This is a genomic window from Xanthomonas hortorum pv. pelargonii (assembly GCF_024499015.1).
Lineage (GTDB): Bacteria > Pseudomonadota > Gammaproteobacteria > Xanthomonadales > Xanthomonadaceae > Xanthomonas > Xanthomonas hortorum_B.
In genome coordinates this window covers 3,843,540-3,864,585 of sequence record NZ_CP098604.1, presented here as the reverse complement: position 1 = coordinate 3,864,585, position 21,046 = coordinate 3,843,540, and the positions used below count along the sequence as shown (strand labels likewise).

The window sequence follows — 21,046 nt, the reverse complement described above, 5'->3', positions numbered from 1 at the left end:
GAAGCGGTCAGCGAGGGCGCAGCAGAGCATGCTCCCGGGCCATGCTCAGCACCGGCCCGATCCGCCCGGCACGGATCAACTCACTGCAGTGCTTGCCCACGAACTCGACCCTGGGCGCGGCAAACCACTGCATCACCCGCTCCGGCTCCCCGGCATTGATCGACCAGGCGTGGCACACCGTCTCGCCCAGCTCCTCCACCCCCACCAGGCCCAGCTCTCGAATCTGTTCCGGGTCGAGCGCGAACATCTCCAGCACCCGGTCAGCATCGGCCGGCGTGCCGTAGCCGCTATTCATCTGCCGGGCGATGCCGGCGCTGTATGCAACCGATGCGGCATGTGCGGACTCGGCGCGGCGCATGCCCTTGAGAAGTGCGCCGATGAGTTGAGGATGTGTCGTGGTCATGGTGCTCGCTCGATCATGGCCACAACTATGACCACCATCGGCGATGCGCTCAATCAGGAGGTTCCTGACCATGAGCAAGGAAATCACGAAGCGTGCTATCGGGGTTTTTCAGTATGTTAATTTTTGCAATCGATGTCATTTCGATGTATGCCTAAACAGGCGTCTTCTAGCGATCGATTACCAAAAGCCAGCACCGACATCGAGGCCGATTCATGCGTAGAGTCGACCGTCCCAGCGTCACGGTGGAGATTCCCATGTCCAGCCCGGCCACGGTCACAATCGACAACCGCTCCAGCTACACCATCGTCACCCAAGTAACCCGGAATTACTGGGTGGAAGGCGACGGCGACTCCATCGATGGCAAAACCATCGAAGCAGACTCGAAACAGACCTATACCGTGAAGGCCAAGACCGCCCACCATGGTGAGTTGGACATCGACCTCATCGATAGCGCGACCTCCACTGTCATCGCGACGCTCAACATCAACAGCATCAAGGACCCGCAGGACGGCAGCGGCCTGGCCGGCACATCGAAAACGGCCAATCTGCAGATTGCGGCAGTGGGCCATCGCAGCTCGCCCGGCGACGAGGATCTGAGACGGATCGACGTCACCCTGGTGGATGTGAGCATCGGCCGGTTGCGTTACAACGACGTCTCCATGAAGGCCTCGCACAACAGCTATCAGCGCGACGAAACCCTGCGCGAGCAGATCACCTGGAACCCGAAAAATCACTACGACTGCGGTTGTGGCGGGTTGGAACTGGATATCGCCCAATCCGACGATGGTCTGGATTGGTCGGTTGGCCACAAGGGTTCCTACGATAAGCACTACCGTCAGCTCTCCGGCTTTTTGAGCGACCTGGCGGTGTGGTCGAAAGAAAATGACGGCCACGACGTGATCACCTTGCACCTGGACCTCAAACACACTGCGACCAAAGACTTCCCTGATCAACTGGATGCGTATCTCAAGGACAGGCTGCCGCGCATCTATACACCTGGCGAACTGATGGGGTCACAAGAGACGCTGGCACTTGGCGCCGAAAGGAATGGCTGGCCCTTCATTGAAGACTTGAAGAACACGTTTCTTGTCTGCGTGACCGGCAACAAACAGGACAAGCAGACCTATGCGGAGACCGTGCCGAAATCGCGGCTATGCTTCGCCGACAAAGACACTGATGCCGACGAGAATCCCTCGGATCCTCACCGGGTCTTTTTCAACTTCCACATCTTCCATTCTGATCGCGATCAATGGATGAAGACATTCAAGGCCTGCGTCGGCAGACCCGAGGTCATCATCCGTGCGTATCTAGCCAATAGCGAAGACAACTGGAACGACTGTCTCGACAGCGGCTGTTGCGTGATCGCGACCAACAAGATCAGCGACCACGCCTGGGCACTGGTCGGTGCGCAGCGCTTCGCCAAGCGGGTGCCGTTGTTGTAGTGGAGGAATCTCCTTACAACCCCGCTCGTGGTTCCCGACAGCGATGCAAGGTGTTTTCTGGCACAATCGGCGGCCTGCAGGCTGATGGACCATCGGCGTCGGCCCGCAGCCATGGACGCCAAAAGCGCTAATTAACCAAGGTCAAGGAGGATCACGATTGGGAATGTCATCGATTCGGCACGTGGGCGACTATCAGCTCACCGCGCATGTCACGCCCGGCGAAGGGCAGTTTTCGGCTGAACTGCTGCTCAGCAAATCTGGCGGCATTACCTTGCAGCGATACCGTGTGCCGGGCGATGCGTTCGCCGACCGCATCGCCGCGCATGATCACGCCAGGCAGTGGATGGCGATGTGCGAGGTCTCCAGCGATGGGCACGTGCGCTTCGATGCGCATTGCCTCGATCAGGGCCGACTTGCAGTAGCCGCCGCCTAAGCAGGCGGGAAGCACCGGGTGAGCCGCTCGTTCCAGAAGGCGAGTTGCTCCAACGTGTGTGACTCAATGGGTTTTTCCACTGTCGACGACGCTTTGCGTTGCGCCACTGTGGCAATCAGCGATGCCGCCAGGCGATCCCAGCACAGTCTGAGCAAGGCCGGTTCGGGATGCGAAGCAAGCATTGCTTCCAGCATCGCCCCTTGCGCGACTCTTGATGCCTGCAATTCGCTCAGCGCATCGGTCACTGCCGTCATCCATTGCTCGGTCAACTGCTCCGTCATTTCCGCACGCGATCCCTTTCAAGATGCACAGGCTATCCGCAATGCACGGGTTTGTACCGGCTGCGCGCAAGATTCGCCAAGACATTACTGAACCGTATGGCGGAGGTTTTGAGCGAACCTCTGAAGCGATGCTTTTCATCACCGAGCGCTGCCGACAGTGCGTTGGCAAGATCGCTTTCACTCGCAGCCGAGACGGCTTTCGACTCGATGAAAGACCTCAGCTGCGAACTTGCCGCCACCAAAACCGATGCCCGGCCTGACGGAACGAATTACTGAGCTCGTCATCGAGTCAAGATTTTGTGAAATCTGCCGATAACGGATTGAGACACCTCGGCAAGCGCTAGCGAACCAGGCAAGCCGGCCGACGTTGGCGACAACGCCTGAGGTTGCTCAGGCAGGCCAGTCACTCGCCGGCTCCTCCCTACTCCTCCGCTTCTTCCCCAGGTCCCAGCATGCTATCCACGATCAAGAGCAAATTTATATTGGCATTGTTGGGAACGCTGATTCCGAGCATCCTGCTGTGTCTGTTCCTGCTGAACAGCCTGCACACCTCCAAGAATAATGTCGGCACGCTCTACAATCGCGATTTCACCGGCTCTGCGCTTGCCAGCAGCATCGACGGTCAGCTGACCCGGGTGGATATCAACATCCTGCGCATGATCGCCATCGGCACGCCCGAGCTGATCGCACAATGGAAGCAGGAAAACCAAACGCGCTTCACGCAAGTCGCGGCCAGCATCGTGGAACTCAAACAGTTGCTGAGCCAGGAAGCCGAGCACACCGCCCAGCTGCAAAAGATCACGGCAAGCTATGCGCTGATGCAAGCGGGGATGCAGCGCCAGATCGAGTTGATCGAAGCAGGCGATATCGCCGGCGGCGCGGAAGTCAATCGCACCCAGGTCAAGGACAACGCCAACGCCACCTTTGCCGGGCTTGCCACCTTGCGTGACGAACTGGCCGCCTCTGCCAAGCTGCGCTATCAGCAGCAACAGGCCACCAACACGCGCGCGATCACCTTGTCGGCGATCGCGCTGGGGTTGATCGCGTTGGCCGGCGTGAGCATTGCAGTGTTACTGGGTAACGCGATTTCACGCTCGATCCAGCGGGCGGTTGCCGCCGTCGAGCAGTTGTCGCGCGGCGTGCTGGACGTCGATATCAAGATCACCGGCAAGGACGAAACCGTGCAGTTGGCCAGTGCGGTCTATCGCATCCGCGATCGCCTGCAAGGCGTCATCGCCGCGCAGCTGGAAATGGCACGCCGGCACGATGCTGGCGAGATCAGCTACCGCATGGACGAAAACGCATTTCCTGGCGAGTTCGGTCACATGGTGCGCGATGCCAACGCCCTGGCCAGTTCGCATATCGCCATGACGATGCGCCTGACACAGATCATCGGGCGCTACGCCATCGGCGATCTGTCCGATGAGATGGATCGGCTGCCGGGCGAGAAGGCGGTGGTCACCGAGACGATGAATCAGGTCAAACAGAATCTGCAAGCGATCAATCAGGAAATCAGCCGCCTGGCTTCGGCAGCGGCAGCCGGGGACTTCAGCGTGCGTGGCGACACCGAGCGCTTCCAGCATGATTTCCGCACCATGGTCACCAGCCTCAATCATCTGATGGCCACCGCAGACGGCAACCTGCAATCGCTGTCTGCATTGCTGCAATCCATCGCAGCGGGCGACCTCACGGCGCGCATGAGCGGCGAGTTCAAGGGCGTGTTCGCGCATATGCGCGACGACGCCAATACCACCGCCGCGCAGCTGGCGGAAATCGTCGGACGCATTCAGCACTCGGCAATCTCCATCAACTCGGCTGCAAGCGAAATCGCCGCGGGCAATCAGGATCTGTCGCACCGCACCGAGCAGCAGGCGGCCAACCTGGAAGAAACCGCCGCCTCGATGGAAGAGCTCACCTCCACCGTTCGCCAGAACGCCGAGCATGCACGCCAGGCCAATCAGCTGGCGATCGGTGCGGCAAGCGTGGCCTCGCAAGGCGGCGAGATCGTGAGCAAGGTCGTGGGCACCATGGCCGGGATCGAAGCCTCGTCCAGGAAGATCGCCGACATCATCAGCGTCATCGACGGCATCTCGTTCCAGACCAACATCCTGGCGTTGAACGCGGCCGTGGAAGCCGCGCGCGCCGGCGAACAGGGCCGTGGCTTTGCCGTGGTTGCCTCGGAAGTGCGCACGCTCGCTCAGCGCTCAACCGCAGCTGCGAAGGAGATCAAGGGCTTGATCGACGACTCGGTACAGCGCGTTACCGAGGGCTCCACCCTGGTGCACACCGCCGGCAACACCATGGCCGAGCTTGTGGCCAGCGTGCAGCGCGTGACCGACATCATGGGTGAGATCTCTGCAGCCTCGCAGGAACAGTCGGTCGGCATCGAGCAGGTCAACATCACGGTCACGCAAATGGATGAGACCACCCAGCAAAATGCGGCACTGGTGGAAGAAGCCACTGCGGCGGCGCGTTCGATGGAAGAACAGGCCGGCCAGCTCACCGAAGCGGTTGCGGTGTTCAAGATTGCGCAGACGAGCACGCACAGCGCGCGTTCGGCACCAACCGCATCATCAAAGCTCAGCCTGGTCAGCGGCCGAACAGCAGCACCGGTCAAAGCCGCTACCCGCAAAGCGTCTGCACCGAAAAAACTGGCTACCACTGCTTCCAGTGACGGGAGCAACTGGCAGGAATTCTAAGCCTCGACCGCATTCAAAGACCCGGCAATGCCGGGTTTTTTTTGCTTCATCAAGGCACGTCCAGGCATGTACGTGCAGGTTGTCCATGCGCCTGATCGTCTTCATTGGACGCGCTCCCAACTGGTAGGCGACCGAGCGCCTACCTCAGCGCCTGGCAACTGCAAAGGATCATGCCTGGTGGAAGTGATCGTTGGAATGCGGCTTACCAGGCGCCATGCGTCTACATAATCGCCCCACGCTTGAAATTCATAACGCGCTCGCGAGTCGCTCGATGCTCAGATGTTGCGCTATCTACGCAATACTCAGCGTCGCCCATGCGAGCAAGGCGTAACGGGTGGTCTTGGCGATCGCAACCAGCGGCAGGAACACGCGCAGCGGCTCGCGCATCACCCCCGCCGCAAGCGTCAACGGGTCGCCGACGATCGGCATCCAACTCAGCAGCAGCGACCATTTTCCGTATTTGCCATACCACGCCTGGGCGCGCAGCAATGCAGCAGCGTTGATCGGAAACCAGCGCTTTGCCTGAAAGCGCAACGCCTCGCGCCCAAGCCACCAGTTGATCAGCGAGCCGAGCACGTTGCCGATGCTCGCAGCAGCCACGAGCCCCAACGCAGAATCGCCGCGCAACAGCAGCGCCACCAATGCCGTCTCCGACTGCGCAGGGAGCAAGGTGGCTGCGATAAGCGCAAGCGCGAAAAGCGAGAGATACGTCATTGGCTACGTTGCGCGTGTTGTGATGGTGCAGGAGGTTGGGCGATGCATCCGGCGCAACATCTGCGCCACAACCGACGCCAATGCGACATGGCGCGGCGTTATCGCTTGACCGGCTTTCGCCGCTTACTCTGGTTGTCAGGAAACACTCTTGCGCACAGAAAGTCGACAAATGCCCGCACCTTCGGCGAAGGATGCTTGCTTGCCGGCCAAAGCACGTGGAACGCGCCGCTGCGCCGCACGTGCTCGGCCAACACGGGAAGCAGGCGCCCGTCTGCCAGCAGGTCGCGGATAGCGAAATCCGGCAGGCAGGCTATTCCGAGTCCTTGCACTGCGAAGCACACCCGCGTTTCGATGTTGTTGCAGATCATCGAGGTGGGAAGCACCAGTTCGCCGCTGTTGCGCCGCGTATGCAGCGGCCAGGTTTCCAGTTTTCCCGAGTTGGGATAACGGTAATGCAGGCAGGCATGCTGCAGCAGATCGACCGGCACACGCGGAGTGCCGCGCTGCGCGAGATACTCAGGCGCAGCCACCAGCATCATCTGGAAGCCACCGAGACGCCTGGCCGAAAGGCGCGAATCGCTCGGCTCGCCGGTTCTCACCACCGCATCGAACCCTTCCTCGATCACATCGACCATCCGGTCGCTGAAGTCCAGATCCAGCTCGATCTCGGGATAGTGGCGCATGAAGTCACCCAGCACCGGCAATACCAACGCACTGACCAGCGGCAGGCTCACCCGCAAGCGCCCGCGCGGCGCGGCGGTGGCTTGCGAAAGTTCCAGTTCTGCTGCTTCGATCTCGGCGAGGATGCGGCGGCTACGCTCCAGGAACAACGTGCCTTCGGCTGTCAGCGTGACGCTGCGCGTACTGCGATGAAACAGCCGCACGCCGAGTTTTTCTTCCAGACGCACCACGCGTTTGCCGACCGCAGACGCCGACACGCCCAACAACCGGCCAGCCGCGACGAAGCTGCGCGTTTCGGCAACCTGCACGAACACCACGAACCCGCTCAGGCTTTCCACCACACGTCTCCATTGCGGACGTTTAGTTCCGCACAACGCGGAACTCTACCCCAGTTTTTCTTTAATCCAAGGCTGTCTACCCTGCCTGCACTGTCTCTCGATCAACCACACTTATGACACTGTCCCTCTCTCCGCCGCGCATCGCTATGTCGCCCGCACTGCTGGCCAGCAACATCCAGGCGGTCGTTCAGCACGCCCTGGACGATCGACGTCTGGTGGGAGCGGTCATCCTGGTCGCCCGCAATGGGGAGCTGATCCACCGGCAGGCCGCTGGCTGGACAGACCGGGAAAGCCGTCGCGCGATGCGCGTGGATGCGCTCTTTCGTCTGTCATCGGTCAGCAAACCCATCATTTCAATCGCTGCGCTGGTGCTGGTCGCGCAAGGGCACCTGGACCTGGATGCAGGCATCGATCGCTGGTTGCCCGAGTTCCAGCCACGACTGGGCGATGGCCGCCCTGCACGCATCACGGCGCGCCAACTGCTCAGCCATACCGCCGGCCTGGGCTATCGCTTTCTTGAAGCAGACGCCAATGGTCCTTATGCAGTCGCCGGCGTCTCGGACGGCATGGATGCCGCTGGCATCACTCTGGAAGAAAACCTGCGCCGCATTGCCAGCGTGCCGCTGCTTTATGCGCCAGGCACGGCCTGGGGCTACTCGCTGGCAACCGACGTGCTCGGTGCGTTGATTGCGCGTGTGTACGGTGCCCCGTTGAACGACGCGGTGCGCGCATTGGTGACCGGACCACTGGGCATGGCGGACACCGATTTCGCCACCTCCGAAACGCAGCGTGTGGCGACCGCCTACGTCAACGCAGCGCCGCAGCCGCATCGCCTGGCAGAAGCAGAAACCGTCTCGGCCTTCGAAGGCGCGATCGGCATCCGTTACAGCCCCGCCCGCATCTTCGATCCGCAGGCATTTGCCTCTGGCGGCGCCGGCATGGTGGGCACCGCCGAAGACTTTCTGCGTCTGCTCGAAGCCTTGCGCGGTGGCGATGGCGAGCTGCTGCCTAGCCCGTTGATCGAGGAGATGGCGAGCGATCAGACCGCAGGCGCTGCGCTGCAGGATCTGCCAGGGCTTGGCTTCGGGCTGGGGTTCTCGGTCTTGCGCGACCCGGCGCTCGCCGCATCGCCGGAATCTACGGGCACCTGGCGCTGGGGTGGTGCATATGGCCACTCGTGGTTTGTTGACCGGGCGCTAGGCCTGAGCGTGGTCGCCTTCACCAACACCTTGTACGAAGGCATGTCGGGTAGCTTCGTCACCGATCTGCGCGATGCGGTGTATGCCACTGTGGAAGCAAGGCAATGAACTCGACTGCGAAAGACCGCTTGCCACTGGCACCCTTGCTCGCGCTTGCCATGGCCGCCTTTATCACCATCCTCACCGAAGCGCTGCCCGCGGGTCTGCTGCCGCAGATGGCAGATGGCCTGGCCGTCTCCGAAGCCTGGGTCGGTCAGACCGTCACCATCTATGCGCTCGGTTCCTTGTTGGCAGCGATACCATTGACGATCGCCACCCAGGGCATTGCCCGTCGCCCGCTGCTGCTGGCGGCCATCGCCGGCTTCGCCATCGCCAACACGATCACCACGCTGTCCAGCAGCTATGCGCTGACGATGGTGGCGCGCTTTCTGGCAGGCGTCTCGGCGGGACTGTTGTGGGCGTTGCTGGCCGGCTATGCGGCGCGCATGGTGCCCGAGCATCAGAAAGGCCGCGCCATCGCGATCGCCATGGTTGGCACGCCGCTGGCGTTGTCGCTGGGCGTGCCGGCCGGCGCGTTCCTTGGCAGCCTGGTGAGCTGGCGTGTGTGCTTCGGCATCATGAGCGTCCTGGCGGTGATCCTGATGCTCTGGGTGCGCCTGCAGGTGCCGGATTTCGCCGGGCAGGGGCAAGGCAAGCAGCAACGTCTGGCGCACGTGGTGAGGTTGCCCGGCATTCGGCCGGTGCTGTTCGTGGTGCTGGCTTTCGTGTTGGCCCACAACATTCTCTACACCTACATCGCCTCGTTCCTGGCGGAGGCCGGCATGGCGCAGCGCACCGATCTGGTGTTGCTGGTCTTCGGTGGCGCATCGCTGATCGGCATCTGGATCGTGGGCGTATTGATCGACCGCCATCTACGCGCTCTGACGCTGACCAGCACGCTGCTGTTCTGCGTTTCGGCATTGGCACTGGGCCTGGCCGGCACGTCTCCCGCGATCGTCTACATCGCAGTCGGCGTCTGGGGGCTTGCCTTCGGCGGCAGCGCGACGTTGTTTCAGACAGCGCTCGCCAAATCCGCCGGAGACGAAGCCGATGTCGCTCAATCCATGTTGGTGACCGCGTGGAATACCGCCATCGCTGGCGGTGGCCTTCTCGGCGGCGTATTGCTCGATCAACTCGGCGTCGGCGCGTTCCCGCCTGCACTGCTGGTGCTGCTTGCCGCAACGCTGGTGGTGACGTGGACGGCCAAGCGGCATGGCTTTGCGGTGTCAAACGATGACAGCGACGCATCGCGGCCGGCTACGGTCGGAAGACAGGCATAAACGCTGGAAGTAGGGAGCCGATGCCACTGCGCAGCACGGCTTGCGCAGTTAAAGACGCATCGAATTGCGGAGCGGACTGAGGATTGCGGAGCGGGCAGATGTGCCGAAACGCTTGCTGCATCTGGAGCGGGCGAAGGGAACAGAATCCAACTCACCCTAACCCATTGATTCGCCTAAATTTCAGGCAGAACAAGGGACCCAAAAACGATACCTCAAACGATACCCCTGATCTTAAAGAAGCCCATCAAAATTGGCCAGCGTTTAACGCCAACGTGTTGGGTGGGAAAGGGGCGCTAAGCCTTCATCGCCATCTTCATCTCTACGCTCCCAAAGCGGTATGGCATCTGGAAGCAGCAACAACCCAAGCGTGTAAGGCCAGCCCCCTCCACCACATGGATATGCTCAACAAGCTCCATGTCCTGCGGCTCTTTGAGGAACCAAAGCCTGGCACTTTTCATTTGGATTAGCCCTGAGGCCGACTCATCAGACCGAGCGAGCAAGGAGCCCTCAGGCACTTCAATGAGGTTCTTCTTTGCCGCAAGAACCAAGCCGGACTTGCGCGCCGCAGTGTTCGATCTCGCCCAGTGCACAAAGCCATCCCGCACCACGACCACAACGGCACGTTTGGGCGCAATCTCAATCCACTTTAAGGCTGCTGCCATGATCGACACGCCATAGCGATCAGCGCAATGTCGCAGCATTTCGATCTGACCCGCATGGTCCTGAACCTGCTGGCGAAAGTCGTTCAATGGCATCAACAGATAAGACGCGAATAGATCGGCGTCTGTCTCTATCTTGCGCTCCATCGACTCCCAATCGTAGACATCTTTTGATGTGCACTTGAAGGAACTTTGCAGCTGTCGATGCAACATGTAGTGACCGAACTCGTGCGCCAACGTGAAGCGGACACGACCCGGCGATTGCTCGCTGTTGTAGCCAATCGCCCACTGACCATCACTCCTGGCTTTGAGGATGCCCTCAAATCCTGGGATGTCCATCGCCACAATTTTAGCGATGCGCTCTGAGGCAAAGCACTGATTCGAATACTCGAGCGCCAGCTCTTGGACATCCACTGGAAAGCGGTCTTGTCCTCTGACCAGATCAAGCATCTGCGTCAATCGATTGGCCTCAGCCATTGGGCGTTTAACCGTAGCTGGCTTGTCCATGCACACCTCTCACTAATCGCCGTCGAGGATCTCCATCATCTTTCGGAGCTTCTCCTTCGCCACAGGACTCATCGCCTGGTAGTTACGAAAGAACGCCTGGTCGGCCACATCCACAGAAGCTTCCACACTCTCGTCCTGAGTGCCCAGGAGGAACTCGGTCGTCAGCCCCAACGCCACCGCGATCTTGTTCAGCTTATCGATCGACGGGTTGGGCTTGTCGCGATTCTCAAGCTCCCAGATGTAACCCTTGCTGGTGTCGGTTCGCTTGGCCAATTCATCAAGACTAAGACCCATCGAGGTCCTCTTGGCGCGAATTTTTTCACCCAGTAACGAGGGCATAAGCACTCCTGGCGCGGCTAGCCGCACATTATAGCGGTATAACGAACATAAAAATACCACTTGACAGAACAGTCAGCGAAGAGGGAGTCTATGCCCGTCGTTCGTTTTATCGAACGATTTCATCCTTCCATACAGGACAGCAGCAACATGAACACTGAAGCCAAGCATCACCAACCTCCGGACCTCTCTACCGTTGTCGTCAACGGTCAAGCCTTTCCGATTGCCGATCTTACCCCCACAGGCCGCCAAATCCTGACTGCCGCGCGCCTGCGCCCCGAAACTGAGCATGCGTTGGTGCTCTGGCCGGAAGACGGCCCGACCAGTGTCATTGAACTGGACGAACTCTGCCCCATTCCGCCATCGGGCTCCCCTTCGCAGTTCTTCGCAGCCAAGACCGATGGCGTGAAGTATTTCATCCTCGATGACACCCGCTACGCCTGGCCTGGTCCCCTCATGCTGACCACCCTGCGCCAAGTGGGTCGCGTCCCGGAAGAGCTGGATGTGTGGATTGAACATCGGGGTGAAAAGCCTGACGAGCAGATCGCCGAGAACGCCGTCATCGATCTGGACCAACCCGGCATTGAGCGCTTCTTCACGGCTCCGCTGAGCATCAAGGTGTTCGTCAACACCCGGGAAGCAGTCGTTCACAAGCGCACTCTGTCCTACTGGGATGTGGTCCGTTTGGAACACCCCGGTGCAAGTCCCCAAGACACCAACACCACTTATACCGTGTCGTATGCGCAAGGCCCGGCTGAAAACCCGGCAGGTAATTTGCTTGACCACCAGACCGTCCACATCAAGCAGGAGATGGAATTTTATGTCGTCCTCACTGATAAGTCGTAGTCCGGAACTTCAACGCCTTCGCGACGAGGGATATGACCTAGACGTCCGGGATAACCACCTGCTCGTCAAGGGCATCGCTTACGCCACGGTTGATAAGACCGTGGCAGTCGGAACGCTTGTCATTGCGCTTCATCTCACAGCGGATGTTGCTCAAACGGCACCTGACCACACCGCATGGTTTGCTGGCCAAGTGCCGTGTGACTCGTTCGGCCAGCCTCTGAACAAGATCATCAACAGCAGCAGCCGGATGGAGCGCGCGCCCGGGCTTTGGGTTGATCACTATTTCTCGTCTAAGCCCAAGAGTGGTCTTTACTCCGGCTATTACGAGCAGGTGTCGACCTACGCCAAGATGCTTTTGGTCCACGCACAAGCCATCGATCCCCGTGCCACGGCAACACCTGGAGCGATTTCAGTTGTCGATCAGTCCCAGTCGGTCTTTGCCTACGAGGACAGCGCTTCACCCCGCGCGGGGCTCTCAGTGCCAACCGCCAAGCTCCGAGGCCAGCGCATTGCGATCGTCGGGCTGGGTGGAACGGGCGCACACCTTCTAGATCTCATCTGCAAAACGCCTGTGACTTGCCTTGATCTCTTCGATGGTGACCGAATCGAACAGCACAATGCTTTTCGCTATCCGGGCGCGGTCCCTTTCTCGGTCCTGAAAGAAGCCCCCTACAAGGTCAACTATCTGGCTCGGGTCTACGGCGAAATCCATACGCGCATCCAAGCTCATGCGGTCATGGTCACCGAGGTCAATGTCCGAGCGCTGCTGAACTACGACACCGTCTTCGTCTGCGTGGATCGCGGAGCGGTTCGTGAGCTGATTGCCAACACACTAGGCGGTTCACAGGTGATCGTGATCGATGTTGGCATGGGCGTGAAGTTGAATGCTGCGAACGAGGTCTACGCCGTCGTTCGCACCACGGTGCTCGATGGGGACAACTGGGATGCCGCCAAAGCCACGCTACCGCTTGGCGAAGGCGGTGAGGATGACCTTTACAACACCAATGCCCAGATTGGCGAACTCAATGCCCTCAACGCCATCCTGGCTATTGAGGCTTGGAAGAAACGCTGCGGCTACTACTCCGCGCGGAAAGGCGGCTACCTCACGACCTACACCACGCATTCGAGTTCAATGGCCTCGACATTGGGTGCCGCATGAAGGTTGACCACTATCAGCACCGCTTCATTGAAAGCTTCCCTCGTCCATTGGACGAGGGAGTGCTCTATGTCTCAACGCGCTTCCCCTGCACTGCGCATGCCTGCGCTTGCGGCTGCGGCAAGGAAGTCATTTCCAATCTTTCGCCAACCGATTGGAAGCTGATCTATGACGGCGTCGGCGTCTCGCTGCGCCCATCGATTGGCAATTGGCAGTTCCCCTGCCGATCTCACTACTGGATCACCGAAGGTCGCGTGGAGTGGTCTTCCGATATGACCCAAGAAGAAATCCAAGCAGGGCGCGACCGTGATCGTCGCGCTAAACAGCGCTACTACGGCTCTGAGTCTATATCAGCACCCCAGCAGAGCCCCGGGACCAATCAAACGCCTCAGCCGAACGGGAAATCGTCGGGCTGGAAATCCCGACTCAAACGCTGGTTCGGCGATTGAGGATACGTATGGCTCAGTCACTCATACCGGAGTTATACAAGCAATGACCGCAACTTCTTCTCAGCCCCCTCTCGGCTTGTAAAGTGGGCGACCCTCGTCGGCGGCCTTGCTGCGCTAGCCACTATGGTGGGCTTTGTGTTGCACGGCTGTGGCCACGTGGCCGATACCACTAACCTCCGTCAATGGGGCATTAATGATGGCCTCTTTGAGCGAAACGCCGATTGGAAGGTGGTCAACGGCTATTACGCGGTGGTCTTTCAAGGGTTGGGGGTGCTCACCGCCATTCCTTGGTATGCAGCGCTCGCCGCTTTTTGATGCTTGCCCTCGGCTTTTTCATGATGCGCATCCCGAGTCGCAAACCTCCCAACTGGATATCTAGTCTGCAACGGCTACCACTTTGGCTGCGCATGGTTGGCACGGCCCTGGGTCAGTCTCTTTTCGCTGTTTATCTGGCGGGCATGCTCTTCATTTTCGGGCTTCTTTTGGTCTCAATGCCAGGCTTGGTTGGTGAGAAGGCAGGCAAAGAACAGGCCGCCGAAGAACGCGCAAAGATTGAAGCGATGCCCGAGGATCAATGGCAAGAACTTTGGCGCCAAGGCCAACGTATCGCGCGCGGCAAGATCGTCACCAGCAGTCCAATGCGCTATGCCATTTACGATCGCGATTTCAATGAGGTCCGCATCTTGCCTAGTGACGACATCGAAATAAGGGTGCCTCAGCAAAAGGCCACACCGGTTCAACACGAAAAGAAGCCCCCAGCGGCAGGGAGGGAATGACCAGCTCTCCACTTCCAATAGGAGGAGGCAGGAAGACAAGATTGACAGCTTCGTGCAAGCGCCTATGTTCCGGGCTAGGGATGGTCTGATCAATGAGACCATCCCTAGGCGTCATCCTTGACTGCAAGTGCGGCCCCCACCTCAATCAGCGCGAAATCTAGCGTCTGATAAACCACCCGAACGGCAGTGGCATAGCCCACTGCCGCAGTGAAAGAAACAGAGAAGAACACAAAAGCTACTATGAGCGGGAAAACGCTCGACTCAACCACCTCAGGCGGCACTGTTGGAGAAAAGACGCGAGCACCGGCAAACCAAAACAGCACACCCCATGCAATGCCCGTGAACACATTGAAGCGTGCCAAGCGCTCAGTAGTTTGAACTTTGACTAGCTGCACGCCGGAGGACAGTCTTTCCAGCTCATCCTTGCTGCGAACCTGCTCACCGATAGCTACTGCAAGCGCACCGATGGCCCTACCGTTGACCCCTGCCAGAATCGTCCGACTTGGGAGTCCAAAATAGACACATAGAGTCGCAAGTATCAGCGCTCCGAACGCTGCCGAAGCACTGAAAGCATGGTCGAACAAGCGGAGATAAACCGCGATGATGATCGTCAAGCCCAGGACCCACACAAAACGCTTCCAGAGAATTCCAAGCCCGCTGAGGATCAGCCAAGGACCAACCAGAAGCTCATCAGAAAGCGCCCGGAGTAGATCGTCCCGTTTTGCAAAGGGCGTGCTCTGGACGACTGCATGTTCAGCCAGCCGAATAACTGACCTGATCTTGTCAAACTCCATCTCGCCAGCCGACATCAACCACCCCGTTCACGAAACAGCTCATAAAACGCCCCGCCCTCATTTCGCATCATCCAAGGTCGTTGCATCTCAACAACTCTGACCACCGCCAACCCGAGCAACAATTATGACGGGCCCATCGAAGGGAGGCACGCGTTAACTGGCAGATGCAGTTCAACCAAAGCAAAGGCCATGGCCTAGGGAACCTCTGAACAACGCACCATAGATACGCGACACTACCCGCCTCATGTTGAGGAGTAATCCATGCAACTGACGTTCGGCGACGCTGAAGGCCTGGGCAAGCGCAAGCAGACCCGCCGGGAGATCTTCCTGGCCGAGATGGAGCAGGTCGTTCCGTGGCAGCACTTGCTCGGTCTGATCGCACCGCACTATCCGGTGTCGGGACGCCCTGGTCGACAGCCATACGCACTGGCGACGATGTTGCGGATTCATTTGCTGCAGCAGTGGTATGCGTTGAGCGATCCGGCGATGGAAGAAGCGCTGCACGAGATCCCGATCTTGCGGAGGTTTGCCCAGCTCGGTGGCTTGGACAACGTTCCGGACGAGACCACGATTCTCAACTTTCGGCGCCTGCTGGAGACCCATGGCCTTGCCGCGCGGATGCTGGACGCGGTCAACGCGCATCTGGCACGCAAGGGGCAGAGCCTGCGGTCGGGCACGATCGTCGATGCGACGCTGATCGCTGCACCCAGTTCGACCAAGAACGCCGATCACGCGCGCGACCCTGAAATGCATCAGACCAGGAAGGGCAATCAGTGGTATTTCGGGATGAAGGCGCACATCGGCGTGGATGAATTTTCCGGGCTGGTGCACCACGTCCATTGCACAGCCGCCAATGTCGCCGACGTCACGGTGACGCACGCATTACTGCATGGCAAAGAAGACAGCGTGTTCGGCGACAGCGGCTACACCGGTGCGGACAAACGCGAAGAACTGCAGACCTGCAAGGCTGCATTTTTCATTGCCGCCAAGCGTTCGACGCTGCAAGCCATCGGCAACAAACGCGAGCGTGCTCGGGAACAGCGTTGGGAACACTTCAAGGCCAGCGTGCGCGCGAAGGTGGAGCATCCGTTCCGGGTGATCAAGCGCCAGTTCGGTTACACCAAGGTCCGCTATCGCGGCCTGGCCAAGAACACCGCACACGTGCTGACCTTGTTTGCGCTCTCCAATCTGTGGATGAAGCGAAAGCAGTTACTGCCTGCCATGGGGAGCGTGCGCCTGTAACCCGGGGAATTCCCAAGGAAAGTGCCAGAAATAGCGGAAGATCCGAAGATCCAAACGCGACTCTCCGGACCGACGCGACATCCCGCACTCTCAGGCCTCGTTATTCAGACCTTCCCTAGATCTGTAGAGCACCGCTCCTGACCCCATCCAGACGCGTGAAGTAGAATCTGGGTCACGAAAAAGAGCCCCGCATGGGGCTCCTGTGTCGCTGGATTGAAGCCTCAATCTCGGCGCCGGGTGCCAATGGCGGGCGGCGTTGTTCCGATCGTTTGGCGGGAACCTTTTGCGACAATCCTAGCTTCCAGCCAAATGCCTAGGCGCACCATCCGTCTGCTGCGCGGTCAACGGTCAGAAATATCTGAGCCACCTCATAGACTTGGCTTCGGGGGACGGAATTTCAACTCCCAATGCCCTGCCTCACCCTCGGCCTGCGGTGGAAGTGCATCCTCGCCAGATGCCTCAGGCGTCAGCACCTCAATCGGCTGCAGAGAGAAGTTCTTCTCCAAGGCCTCAGCCGCCTCCACCATCGCTTTTCGAGCCCGCTTGATCCGCCCCTGCTGGATCGCTTGGATGCGCGGGGAGACATGCCTCTTCGTTCGCGCCAAGCGCCGCTGTGCTCTGGCCACCACTTTCGTATCGGGATCGTATTCTTGCTCATAGAGCTTGGCTTGCGCATCCAGCACGGCCACGCGCGCCTTGTAGGGTCGCACCAGCGCATGGGCATACTTGCTGATTGAGCGAGCAAGCATCTCGGTGTCTTCAAAGAAAAATGGCTTGGTGGCGTAGCTATCCGCTCGCCGGCAAACGAGTGTGGAGTGCGCCCGCTGGAACTCGGGCTCAATCTGGATACCCGGGATCTGCCGCAAGACTTCGAGAGACTGCTGAGCCACCTCTCGCTGGGCTTCGAGCCAATCTTCAATCAGTTGCGCCTCCGCATTGAGCAACTCAGCGTCTTGTCGGCCCGAGGACCGAGCCAGACGCGTCACACGACCAAGATGTCGGGTCTGACCGCTGTAAGGCGTGTAGAGACCCGGGCGAGGCGCTGGCGCACGCGCCAAGCGCTCTTTGATCTGCCGCACCCGCTCTGCGCCTGACAATCGTATCTGCCCAACCGCTGTGCGCCCGTCCAATCCAGAAGCCTGTGCGTTGGCCCGATCCCGAAGTGCTGCCGCATGACTGTGGGACGGTGGCACTTCGTGCACGAGACCACCGCTTTTTTTCATATGCTCAGCGACAAGCTTTGAAAGCGACAAGGCCGCAGCTTGACCGCCCCTACCTCTGACTTCTGCTGTGAACTTGGTTTTGCGCATCACCGCCACTTTGGCTTTCCCCAAGTGCTTGCCAGGCCGGCGCGTGAGTTCGCGGGCGCGTTCAAACTCTCCATTACGCGCGGCTTCGTGTGCCTGTGCTCGGAGACTGCGATGATCTACCCGAGCCGGGTCGCTCGCATTTTTCAAGTGCGCATTGATGACCATTGCAATGTCTTTGCGGATTTGCCGCAGCGCTCGTGTGCCGCCGCCTTGTCGCGCATCAAACTCAGCGCAGGCGCGCTGCCCCAGTCCTCCCGGTCCGACTTGTCGCGCTGACATCAGCAAATGCACATGATGATTGCGCTGATCACCATATTTGCTTGGTGTGTGCACAGCGACCAATACGGCGACCTTGAACCGATTGACGAGCAATTGGCCAAGCGCCAAAGCGAGCACTCTCCGTTGTTGTGGATCGAGTTGGTGCGGAAGCGACACCTCGACTTCTCGGCAAACGCGTGCGTTCTTGCGCGTCTCGGCCGCTTCGTTCGCGTTCCAAAAATACTGCGCATCAAAGCACCACTCGGGCGCTCCTTTCGGCGCAAGCATCTGATGGAAATCGACACCGCCTCGGTGGGAATAATTGTGGCCAAGCCCTGTGCTCGTATCGAGCAGATCAAACCCTGCGCGGTAAGCAGCTGCCGCGACCGAAGAGTCGCCATTGCCTCGACTGAAAGACTTCATTGTTGCGTGATAAATCGCCATTTGTGAAACTCCTGTTTGTGGAGCACACAAAGAAGCGGCACAACATTCCTTGTCGAGAGTTAAGCGAACTCGACAGCAGAGAGACCTTGATCACAAGCTTTTGAAGAGGCCGTGTTGCCTAGCGAAGCATAGGCAACGAGGTGGCGAAAGCCACCGCACCAACGCGCAGCGTTGGCGCACGGTTTCTGCAAAGCAGAAAACCATAAGTGCGCTCTTGCTCTTTAATTTTCTTTTGATTTGTTTTCGCCAAAGTTGGATCAACCATGGCTCTTTGTTACGTATAAATAATAATTATACAAAATAATGAATAAGACCTGTACAAATCTGATTATGGCAATGCCGTGTGTCCCTTTTACGCTGACTGTCCATGCAGAAGTGGTCTCCCGTGGTTTTCAGAAAATCCAAGCAGCAGGACGAATTGCCGTCAGATTGGTAGCATCACCTCTAACGATCGAACGCTAAGTCGCAACAGCTGCGGAAACAAGGAAGCGAAATGCCCAATGACTACTGGGACATGGATGACAAGAACGACCCCAACCTGTTGAACCTTGCCAGCGTGAGCACCTCAATGCTCGTGCCCTTTCCAGTGGGAAAACTGCCAGATGCTTCCGTTCTCTGGCTCAATGAGCGCTGGTTTCATGACTTAGGCATACCCATCCACGACGCGCCAACTCGAGCCCGCATCTCAGCGTCCCTGCTTGAGTGCTTTGCCGTGACCTCTATCGAAGCTCACTGCGTTGCCGGCAGCTTCGGCGGACAGACACTGGGCGCGGATCGCTATGGTGGGAGCGGTGGGGCAATCCACGGAGGGAGTGGCCGCTGTGGCTCCGACGGCATGCTCATCGCCAAAGGAACCGGCCCCACGCCACTGGTCTCCGAGGCCCATGATTGGTCACACTCGCATGGCTGTCTCTATCTTTACGATGCCATTCGCGAGGCAGTTGCTAGCGAGATCCTCAACGCAGAGCTCCCCCACGGGGCAGTCCCCATCGTTGCCATCATCGATGCCGGCTTCTCCCTCGCACGCACCGATGCAGACGAACCGGAGCGTTGCGCCATTCTGATCAGGCCCGCTTTCCTGCGCTTGGCGCATTTCGAGCGCAGCCTGTATTTCGGAACATCAGGCAGCGCAAACAGCGATCAATTTCAAGATAGCCTGCGGGTCAAAGATGCCATCCACTTTGCCGACGAACACGCGCAGCTCGATGCGGGCAATCCCAATGGGCTAGGCGTTGACTTGTCTGAGCTCTACCTGCGCCTTGCCGAGCAGATTGCCGCAAGTCGCGCGCATCGCCTTTGGACCGGACGCCCGACAAGCGACAACATCACATCGAACGCGCAGTTCCTGGATTTCGGCGGCTTCCGCGCAGTTCCCAGCTGGAAGCGTGGCACCGATGGGCATCGTCACTTCTTCGGCGATGAGATGCGTGATGTTCGCCACTCGCTTCCCTCGCTTGCCTATTTCTTCAAGAAGTATTCCCGCTTTGACAAGGCAATCGCCAACATCGATCAGCTGCTTATCCAGATCGAGCATCACATGGAAGCTGCGTTTCTCCATCACTGTGCAGAAGCGTGTGCCTTGCCTGAGTCAAGCCCAGAGGCGTTGCATTTCAAAGCGCTCATTGCGCGCTACTACCGCGAGCAACAGCGCATTGACTATGCGCTCGATCAGCCCACAAAGCACGGCGAGCGCCACGATTGGCTCTCCGACCACATCAAAGGCAAAGCAACCCAGGGCTCTCAGACAGGCGAAGAGATCAACTCGCTCCTGCGCGCACTTCCGAACGCAGCTCTCCATCTTTGTGCGGCCAACCGCTGGCTGAGACCACGACCACGGCTTTCCTATCGCGTCTCCAAGCGCCGCGCGATCAAGCTGGTGCGGTCGATCCTTGCCGATCGGTCGTCGGGACCCGAGCGGGTCTCGGCCTTTATCGCAACCGAGGTCGCGGTGTCACGCCGCGTTTGGAAAGACTTACCGCCACACTGGCTTGTCCTTGGCTACGCAAGCGATCACGTGTCCACCGCTTTGTATTTCTTTGATACGCATCGTATGGCCTATACAGTCCAGCTGGAGGGGCCACGCGTGCATGGCGGAACACTGCTCTTCGGTGCCGAAGTCGCAGATGAGACACTCGGCATCACCAATTCTGGCCATCGAACCGTCGTGCTTGTCGACTGCGAACCCACCAGCTACCTGGTGGGTCTAAGCTTGAACGGGCGTGCATCAATTCCTGCCGCACTGCTCACCTTCCCGGACGCTGCAGTTGCGGCGCAGACATTGAGCTCAACCACCGCCCATGCAACCTAATGCCGTTGATGCGCAGGCGCTTGGCCTGGCAATGCAACTCCTGTTCAAGACTGACCGTAAGAGGTTCAGTATCGCAGCTGCCTATGTATGGCTATGGCCGGCGATTCGCCTAGGCCAGCTCGTCACGATTGAAGACGAAGACGGGGTCTGGACCGGCTACGCCTTATGGGCTTATCTGACGCGTGAAACCGCCAGTCATTTGGTTCTGCAAGATCCCCCGTTCTTGCCGATTAGCGACTGGAACGAAGGTGATCAACTCTGGGTTCTGGATTTCGTGGCTATTCCAGGGCACCACCGACGCCTGGCGAGAGCACTCCGGGACCGCTTGCGCCCTCACTTCAAGCAAGCGCATCGCTTGGTGCGAGATAAGACCGGCGCTATGCTGGGAACCAAGACTCACAGACTTCGCAAAGATGGCTGAGGAAGACACGTTGCTTCCTTGATACGAATGG

Annotated in this window: 21 protein-coding genes; 13 read left to right on the top strand and 8 right to left on the bottom strand. The window is 59.1% G+C overall.

The window, feature by feature from the left end; all coding sequences use genetic code 11:
• Nucleotides 1-7: 7 nt before the first annotated feature.
• On the bottom strand, nucleotides 8-403 hold the full coding sequence (locus NDY25_RS16680) for a hypothetical protein (RefSeq protein ID WP_168959001.1): 396 nt from the start codon (nucleotides 401-403) through the stop codon (nucleotides 8-10).
• Nucleotides 404-657: 254 nt separating this feature from the next.
• Between NDY25_RS16680 and NDY25_RS16675 the strand changes: the two genes are divergently transcribed.
• Together NDY25_RS16675 and NDY25_RS16670 are read left to right on the top strand one after the other, a co-directional pair.
• Nucleotides 658-1,845, top strand: coding sequence for a PI-PLC domain-containing protein (locus tag NDY25_RS16675; protein ID WP_168958940.1), 1,188 nt, complete (start codon nucleotides 658-660; stop codon nucleotides 1,843-1,845).
• A gap of 163 nt (nucleotides 1,846-2,008) precedes the next feature.
• A complete protein-coding gene (locus NDY25_RS16670) occupies nucleotides 2,009-2,278 on the top strand; it encodes a hypothetical protein (protein ID WP_168958939.1) in 270 nt (89 codons plus the stop codon).
• Here NDY25_RS16670 and NDY25_RS16665 read toward each other — a convergent pair.
• The gene (locus NDY25_RS16665; protein ID WP_043889393.1) at nucleotides 2,275-2,559 is read right to left on the bottom strand and encodes a hypothetical protein; all 285 of its coding nucleotides are present in this window, start codon (nucleotides 2,557-2,559) and stop codon (nucleotides 2,275-2,277) included. The two genes, NDY25_RS16670 and NDY25_RS16665, sit on opposite strands and share 4 nt — an antisense overlap.
• 452 nt (nucleotides 2,560-3,011) lie before the next feature.
• On the opposite strand from NDY25_RS16665, the gene NDY25_RS16660 reads away from it, so the two are divergent.
• Nucleotides 3,012-5,258, top strand: a complete 2,247-nt coding sequence (locus NDY25_RS16660) for a methyl-accepting chemotaxis protein (RefSeq protein WP_168958938.1) — start codon at nucleotides 3,012-3,014, stop codon at nucleotides 5,256-5,258.
• A gap of 291 nt (nucleotides 5,259-5,549) precedes the next feature.
• Here NDY25_RS16660 and NDY25_RS16655 read toward each other — a convergent pair whose 3' ends face one another.
• A complete protein-coding gene (locus NDY25_RS16655; protein WP_168958937.1) occupies nucleotides 5,550-5,972 on the bottom strand; it encodes a YqaA family protein in 423 nt (140 codons plus the stop codon).
• Between the two features lie 98 nt (nucleotides 5,973-6,070).
• Nucleotides 6,071-6,991: a LysR family transcriptional regulator gene (locus NDY25_RS16650; protein WP_168958936.1), complete on the bottom strand. Its 921-nt coding sequence runs from the start codon at nucleotides 6,989-6,991 to the stop codon at nucleotides 6,071-6,073.
• Between the two features lie 113 nt (nucleotides 6,992-7,104).
• On the opposite strand from NDY25_RS16650, the gene NDY25_RS16645 reads away from it, so the two are divergent.
• Together NDY25_RS16645 and NDY25_RS16640 are read left to right on the top strand one after the other, a co-directional pair.
• Complete coding sequence (locus NDY25_RS16645) at nucleotides 7,105-8,298, top strand: serine hydrolase domain-containing protein (RefSeq protein WP_168958935.1); 1,194 nt, start codon at nucleotides 7,105-7,107, stop codon at nucleotides 8,296-8,298.
• Entirely contained in the window at nucleotides 8,295-9,509 is a 1,215-nt protein-coding gene (locus tag NDY25_RS16640; RefSeq protein WP_168958934.1) for an MFS transporter, read from the top strand. Before NDY25_RS16645 ends, NDY25_RS16640 begins: the two co-directional genes overlap by 4 nt.
• Nucleotides 9,510-9,802: 293 nt before the next feature.
• On the opposite strand, the gene NDY25_RS16635 is transcribed toward NDY25_RS16640, so the two are convergent.
• Together NDY25_RS16635 and NDY25_RS16630 are read right to left on the bottom strand one after the other, a co-directional pair.
• Nucleotides 9,803-10,675 carry an ImmA/IrrE family metallo-endopeptidase gene (locus NDY25_RS16635; RefSeq protein WP_256627577.1) on the bottom strand — a complete coding sequence of 291 codons (873 nt, stop codon included), beginning with the start codon at nucleotides 10,673-10,675 and terminating at the stop codon, nucleotides 9,803-9,805.
• A gap of 12 nt (nucleotides 10,676-10,687) precedes the next feature.
• Nucleotides 10,688-11,014, bottom strand: coding sequence for a helix-turn-helix domain-containing protein (locus NDY25_RS16630; protein WP_168958932.1), 327 nt, complete (start codon nucleotides 11,012-11,014; stop codon nucleotides 10,688-10,690).
• Between the two features lie 90 nt (nucleotides 11,015-11,104).
• Here NDY25_RS16630 and NDY25_RS16625 point away from each other — a divergent pair, with 90 nt between their 5' ends.
• The 5 genes from NDY25_RS16625 to NDY25_RS16605 all read left to right on the top strand — a co-directional run bounded on the left by NDY25_RS16625 (nucleotide 11,105) and on the right by NDY25_RS16605 (nucleotide 14,238).
• A complete protein-coding gene (locus tag NDY25_RS16625) occupies nucleotides 11,105-11,857 on the top strand; it encodes a multiubiquitin domain-containing protein (RefSeq protein ID WP_251756890.1) in 753 nt (250 codons plus the stop codon).
• The gene (locus tag NDY25_RS16620) at nucleotides 11,832-13,016 is read left to right on the top strand and encodes a ThiF family adenylyltransferase (protein ID WP_168958930.1); all 1,185 of its coding nucleotides are present in this window, start codon (nucleotides 11,832-11,834) and stop codon (nucleotides 13,014-13,016) included. The genes NDY25_RS16625 and NDY25_RS16620 overlap by 26 nt, the downstream gene beginning before the upstream one ends.
• Complete coding sequence (locus tag NDY25_RS16615) at nucleotides 13,013-13,462, top strand: ubiquitination-like system serine protease family protein (protein ID WP_168958929.1); 450 nt, start codon at nucleotides 13,013-13,015, stop codon at nucleotides 13,460-13,462. Before NDY25_RS16620 ends, NDY25_RS16615 begins: the two co-directional genes overlap by 4 nt.
• 156 nt (nucleotides 13,463-13,618) lie before the next feature.
• On the top strand, nucleotides 13,619-13,777 hold the full coding sequence (locus NDY25_RS16610) for a hypothetical protein (RefSeq protein WP_256627576.1): 159 nt from the start codon (nucleotides 13,619-13,621) through the stop codon (nucleotides 13,775-13,777).
• Nucleotides 13,777-14,238 (top strand): hypothetical protein, encoded by a 462-nt coding sequence (locus NDY25_RS16605; RefSeq protein WP_256627575.1) that lies wholly within the window; start codon nucleotides 13,777-13,779, stop codon nucleotides 14,236-14,238. Before NDY25_RS16610 ends, NDY25_RS16605 begins: the two co-directional genes overlap by 1 nt.
• A gap of 104 nt (nucleotides 14,239-14,342) precedes the next feature.
• Here NDY25_RS16605 and NDY25_RS16600 read toward each other — a convergent pair whose 3' ends face one another.
• Nucleotides 14,343-15,032 (bottom strand): hypothetical protein, encoded by a 690-nt coding sequence (locus tag NDY25_RS16600; RefSeq protein WP_233366544.1) that lies wholly within the window; start codon nucleotides 15,030-15,032, stop codon nucleotides 14,343-14,345.
• A gap of 261 nt (nucleotides 15,033-15,293) precedes the next feature.
• Between NDY25_RS16600 and NDY25_RS16595 the strand changes: the two genes are divergently transcribed.
• Nucleotides 15,294-16,274 carry an IS5 family transposase gene (locus NDY25_RS16595; RefSeq protein ID WP_256627476.1) on the top strand — a complete coding sequence of 327 codons (981 nt, stop codon included), beginning with the start codon at nucleotides 15,294-15,296 and terminating at the stop codon, nucleotides 16,272-16,274.
• A gap of 368 nt (nucleotides 16,275-16,642) precedes the next feature.
• Here the strand turns inward: NDY25_RS16595 and NDY25_RS23220 are convergent, their stop codons facing one another.
• Nucleotides 16,643-18,286 (bottom strand): MobA/MobL family protein, encoded by a 1,644-nt coding sequence (locus tag NDY25_RS23220; RefSeq protein ID WP_168960047.1) that lies wholly within the window; start codon nucleotides 18,284-18,286, stop codon nucleotides 16,643-16,645.
• 493 nt (nucleotides 18,287-18,779) lie between these two features.
• Here NDY25_RS23220 and NDY25_RS16585 point away from each other — a divergent pair, with 493 nt between their 5' ends.
• A complete protein-coding gene (locus tag NDY25_RS16585) occupies nucleotides 18,780-20,594 on the top strand; it encodes a protein adenylyltransferase SelO family protein (RefSeq protein ID WP_168960048.1) in 1,815 nt (604 codons plus the stop codon).
• Nucleotides 20,584-21,015 carry a toxin-activating lysine-acyltransferase gene (locus tag NDY25_RS16580; RefSeq protein WP_168960049.1) on the top strand — a complete coding sequence of 144 codons (432 nt, stop codon included), beginning with the start codon at nucleotides 20,584-20,586 and terminating at the stop codon, nucleotides 21,013-21,015. Before NDY25_RS16585 ends, NDY25_RS16580 begins: the two co-directional genes overlap by 11 nt.
• Nucleotides 21,016-21,046 lie beyond the last annotated feature (31 nt).

Bases quoted from the DNA above. Each gene is read 5' to 3' on its own strand.
- NDY25_RS16680 (WP_168959001.1), bottom strand. From the start codon at position 403: ATGACCACGACACATCCTCAACTCATCGGCGCACTTCTCAAGGGCATG.
- NDY25_RS16675 (WP_168958940.1), top strand. From the start codon at position 658: ATGTCCAGCCCGGCCACGGTCACAATCGACAACCGCTCCAGCTACACC.
- NDY25_RS16670 (WP_168958939.1), top strand. From the start codon at position 2,009: ATGTCATCGATTCGGCACGTGGGCGACTATCAGCTCACCGCGCATGTC.
- NDY25_RS16665 (WP_043889393.1), bottom strand. From the start codon at position 2,559: ATGACGGAGCAGTTGACCGAGCAATGGATGACGGCAGTGACCGATGCG.
- NDY25_RS16660 (WP_168958938.1), top strand. From the start codon at position 3,012: ATGCTATCCACGATCAAGAGCAAATTTATATTGGCATTGTTGGGAACG.
- NDY25_RS16655 (WP_168958937.1), bottom strand. From the start codon at position 5,972: ATGACGTATCTCTCGCTTTTCGCGCTTGCGCTTATCGCAGCCACCTTG.
- NDY25_RS16645 (WP_168958935.1), top strand. From the start codon at position 7,105: ATGACACTGTCCCTCTCTCCGCCGCGCATCGCTATGTCGCCCGCACTG.
- NDY25_RS16640 (WP_168958934.1), top strand. From the start codon at position 8,295: ATGAACTCGACTGCGAAAGACCGCTTGCCACTGGCACCCTTGCTCGCG.
- NDY25_RS16635 (WP_256627577.1), bottom strand. From the start codon at position 10,675: ATGGACAAGCCAGCTACGGTTAAACGCCCAATGGCTGAGGCCAATCGA.
- NDY25_RS16630 (WP_168958932.1), bottom strand. From the start codon at position 11,014: ATGCCCTCGTTACTGGGTGAAAAAATTCGCGCCAAGAGGACCTCGATG.
- NDY25_RS16625 (WP_251756890.1), top strand. From the start codon at position 11,105: ATGCCCGTCGTTCGTTTTATCGAACGATTTCATCCTTCCATACAGGAC.
- NDY25_RS16620 (WP_168958930.1), top strand. From the start codon at position 11,832: ATGTCGTCCTCACTGATAAGTCGTAGTCCGGAACTTCAACGCCTTCGC.
- NDY25_RS16615 (WP_168958929.1), top strand. From the start codon at position 13,013: ATGAAGGTTGACCACTATCAGCACCGCTTCATTGAAAGCTTCCCTCGT.
- NDY25_RS16605 (WP_256627575.1), top strand. From the start codon at position 13,777: ATGCTTGCCCTCGGCTTTTTCATGATGCGCATCCCGAGTCGCAAACCT.
- NDY25_RS16600 (WP_233366544.1), bottom strand. From the start codon at position 15,032: ATGGAGTTTGACAAGATCAGGTCAGTTATTCGGCTGGCTGAACATGCA.
- NDY25_RS16595 (WP_256627476.1), top strand. From the start codon at position 15,294: ATGCAACTGACGTTCGGCGACGCTGAAGGCCTGGGCAAGCGCAAGCAG.
- NDY25_RS23220 (WP_168960047.1), bottom strand. From the start codon at position 18,286: ATGGCGATTTATCACGCAACAATGAAGTCTTTCAGTCGAGGCAATGGC.
- NDY25_RS16585 (WP_168960048.1), top strand. From the start codon at position 18,780: ATGCCCAATGACTACTGGGACATGGATGACAAGAACGACCCCAACCTG.
- NDY25_RS16580 (WP_168960049.1), top strand. From the start codon at position 20,584: ATGCAACCTAATGCCGTTGATGCGCAGGCGCTTGGCCTGGCAATGCAA.